The 3,264-nt window shown below is 65.8% G+C and carries 2 protein-coding genes; both read right to left on the reverse strand.

Going from position 1 to position 3,264, the window contains the following annotated elements:
• Positions 1-107: 107 nt before the first annotated feature.
• Positions 108-2,627, reverse strand: coding sequence for a M56 family metallopeptidase (locus tag SE92_RS34590; RefSeq protein WP_063203926.1), 2,520 nt, complete (start codon positions 2,625-2,627; stop codon positions 108-110).
• Positions 2,624-3,016, reverse strand: coding sequence for a BlaI/MecI/CopY family transcriptional regulator (locus SE92_RS34595; RefSeq protein WP_063203927.1), 393 nt, complete (start codon positions 3,014-3,016; stop codon positions 2,624-2,626). Before SE92_RS34595 ends, SE92_RS34590 begins: the two co-directional genes overlap by 4 nt.
• Positions 3,017-3,264 lie beyond the last annotated feature (248 nt).

The following is a 3,264-nucleotide window of genomic DNA, read 5'->3' on the forward strand; positions in this document are numbered from 1 at the left end:
GGGTGAGGGCTTTCTCCTCTTGGGATAGTCCCATTGCGGAGACACCCTCTCCCCGACCCTCTCCCGCAAGCGGGAGAGGGAGCGCACTTCCGCTGTTGCAGCACGCTCTAGAAATTCGGGCCGAGTGCGATCTTCGTGATCGTGCCGTTCCGGACACCGATGCGCCATTCCGCCGAGCCGTTGGCGAACTGCGCGATGTAGATGTCGCTGTCGAGCGCGGTGACCCCGCGGAAGGAGACCGCACGCAACGCGCCGAGCCGCGCCAGGATCGCCTGGTCGAACGGCAATTGCTGACGCGTGATGTCGGCCACTTCCGACGTCATGTGCTCGTAGTCGGGCTGGCCCCTGCCGAGATCCTCGATATAGCGGCGCAGCATCTCCTCGCCATTGGCGATCGGAACGGCGCGGCGTGCGGCCCGGCCCGGGCGCGCGCCGATATTTGCGGCTTCGACATTGTGGAAGCGGGTCTGGCGACCCGGCACCACGATCTCGAGACAGCGCCCCGATTTGTCAGCGATCATCCAGGGATTGTTCACGGTGGTGGTGGTGAGCCATGTCATGTTGGGCTTGACGATCTGCGCCTTGCGATTGCCGTCCGCATCGAGATTGAAAACCTGGATATCGTCGTCCATCTCGTTATAGAGCATGATCCTGATCGGCGAGGTGCCGGCGCGGCCGCGAACGTTGGCCTCCTGCGCGCAAGGCACGATGCCGCCGAGTTCCTCATTGCCATCGGCGCGGAAGAACACGTCGCCCGCCTTGCCGTCCGGCTCGATCATCAGGCGAAATTCCGCACTGCCGTTCTCGAACTTCACGCCGTAGATGTCGTAGCCGCCGGGGCCCACGCCGCGGAAGAAGATCGACTCCACCGCGCCGAGCGCCACGAACGTCGCTTGCATTTCGGCGAGATAGCGGTGGATCTTGGCCGCGAGCGGCGCGCTCATGCGATCATAGTCCGGCGTGCCGCGGCGCAGGCCTTCGATGCCGCTCAGGATCATCTCCTTGCTGCCGGCCGCCGGCACCTGCTCCCTGAACCTGTCGGAGACCTTCGCGAGGCGGCGCGCGAAATCCGCCTCGACGGCCTGAGCCACCGCCGCATCGACACGGGCCGCAAGGCGGGCGCCGAACACCGCGCTCTGCAGCAGCACGCGCGACACCTTCGCCTGCTCGTCGCGCAGGAAGATCACCAGATGGTCGCCGCGGAACGAGAAGGCATCAGTGCCCTCGGCGAGCACCTGCGTTGCGCCCTGGCCGGTCTCCTGCAACCAGAGACGCTCGCCGTCGCGGCGCACGGTGAGCACGCGGTTCGGCGCCAGCCTGTACCAGCCGACATATTGGTCGAGCGGCGCTGCCTCCGCGGCCGACGTCGGCATCTCGGCGACCCGGACCGCGCGCACGTCGCGGCCGTTCATGCGCAGCTTCAGCTCGGAAGAGCGGCGCTCCGCATCGAGCGCGAACGTGACCTCGCCCGTCGAGGCCGCGTAGGACGCGGTGCCGTCAGCTCCGATCATCAGAGGCAATCTGCGCTGGCCGGTGAGCTGGCCGTAGAGGTCGTCACCCTCACGGAAGATGGCGAACACCGAGGCCGGCCCCATGGCGTAGAAATTGACGAATGGGCGGTAGTGCTGGGCGGGCACGTCCGCGACATCCGCGGCGACAGGCGCCGCCTCCGGCGTGCGATAGGCAATCATGCCGGCGGACACGATCACGACCGGAACGATCGCGGCAGCGATCCACAATCGCTTGCGCCGGCTGATCGCGGCGGGCATCGCGGCCATCGCGATGATGCGCTCGACGCGGGCACGCACGGTCGAGGCGCGCGCCATCGCGAGCTCGACCGGCCGCGGCTTCACGGTGCTGGCGAAATCGAGCAGGATCTCCGCGTAGGACAGCCGGTCGTCGATGATCTCGATCGCCTCGGCGTCGCTGATGATCTCGGCGAGCTCGGCGAGGCGCGCCAGCTGCCACCATGAGAACGGGCTGAACCAGAACACCGCGCGATTGAGCGACGCGAGCAGGAGGACGTAGAAGTCGCGATTGGCGACATGTGCGCCTTCATGCGCGAGCACCGCGAGGCGCTTCTTGGCGTCCCAGCCGGCAAATTGCGGCGGCACCAGAATGGTCGAGCCGAAGGTGACGGGGCCGCCGATGTCGCGGCTGACGCGCACATTGGTGCCGATCATCTGCGTGCCGCGAAGCGGCTTTGCCGCGCGCGCCAGCCGCCAGGTCAGGCACAGACCGATCGCGAGTCGCAGCAACAACAGGCCGGCGATGCCGGCATAGACGATGGTGGCGATCAGCCACCAATTGATCGACAGCCCGCTCTTGGGCAATGGCGGTGCGGCGACCATGTCGGACGCGACTGATAGCGCGGGCTGCGGCGACTCCAGCATCGCGATGTCGGCCGGCAGAAAATCGTTCGGCAAGGAGACCGGCAAAGGCAGCCGGCTGATCGTGAGCGTCGGCCAGTGCATCACGAAGGGCATGGCCAGCGAGGCCAGCAGCACGACGACCCAGGCCGTCATGTGAACGTGCGGATTGCGCACGCGAAACAGGTTGAGACCGATCCAGACGACGCCTCCCAGCACAAGGGAGCGCAGTGCCGCCTCCGCCAGAGTTGCGATCATTCTTTCTTCACTCCCCTCGCCTTCTTCGCCTTGGCCACCTGGTCGGCCAGCGTGCGCAATTGCTGCTGGTCGAGCATCTTGTTGTCCACCATGCCGACGAGGACTTCCTCGATCGAACCGTTGCAGAACCAGTCGACGATGCGCTGCACCGCCTTGGCCGCAACCCGCGAGCGCTCTTCGGCAGCGTGGTAGACATAGGTGCGTCCGTCCACGGTGTGGTTGGCATAGCCCTTTTCTTCCAGCCGGCGCAGCACCGTGCGCACCGTCGATTCCTTCAGCCGCCGCGACAGACTTTCACGCACGATTTCGGCCGTGACGGGACCATGGGCCCAAACCAATTGCATGACCTCGTGCTCGAGGTCGCCCAGCTCGGGCAAACGATCGTCCATGGCATCTGACCTTGCGGCTTGAGTTCTTCTTGTAACGCTACAGACTGTCGCACATAGGGACGCGCAGCACAACGGCGATTCCACCTGAGATGGTGGCGCGGGCTGACCTAAAGCATGATGGTAAGGTTCGAATGTCGCCGCGAGGAAGGTGTGCTCCCTCCCCCGCTTGCGGGGGAGGGTTGGGGAGAGGGTATCTCCGCGTTGGGACTGTCGAGAATTTGCCGAATAGGTCCCTGCGCGGAGAGAGC

The sequence above is a fragment of the Bradyrhizobium sp. AT1 genome (assembly GCF_001590795.1).
Taxonomy (GTDB): Bacteria; Pseudomonadota; Alphaproteobacteria; order Rhizobiales; family Xanthobacteraceae; genus Bradyrhizobium.

Coding starts and splice junctions, on each gene's coding strand:
- SE92_RS34590 (WP_063203926.1), bottom strand. CDS start 2,627: ATGATCGCAACTCTGGCGGAGGCGGCACTGCGCTCCCTTGTGCTGGGA.
- SE92_RS34595 (WP_063203927.1), bottom strand. CDS start 3,016: ATGGACGATCGTTTGCCCGAGCTGGGCGACCTCGAGCACGAGGTCATG.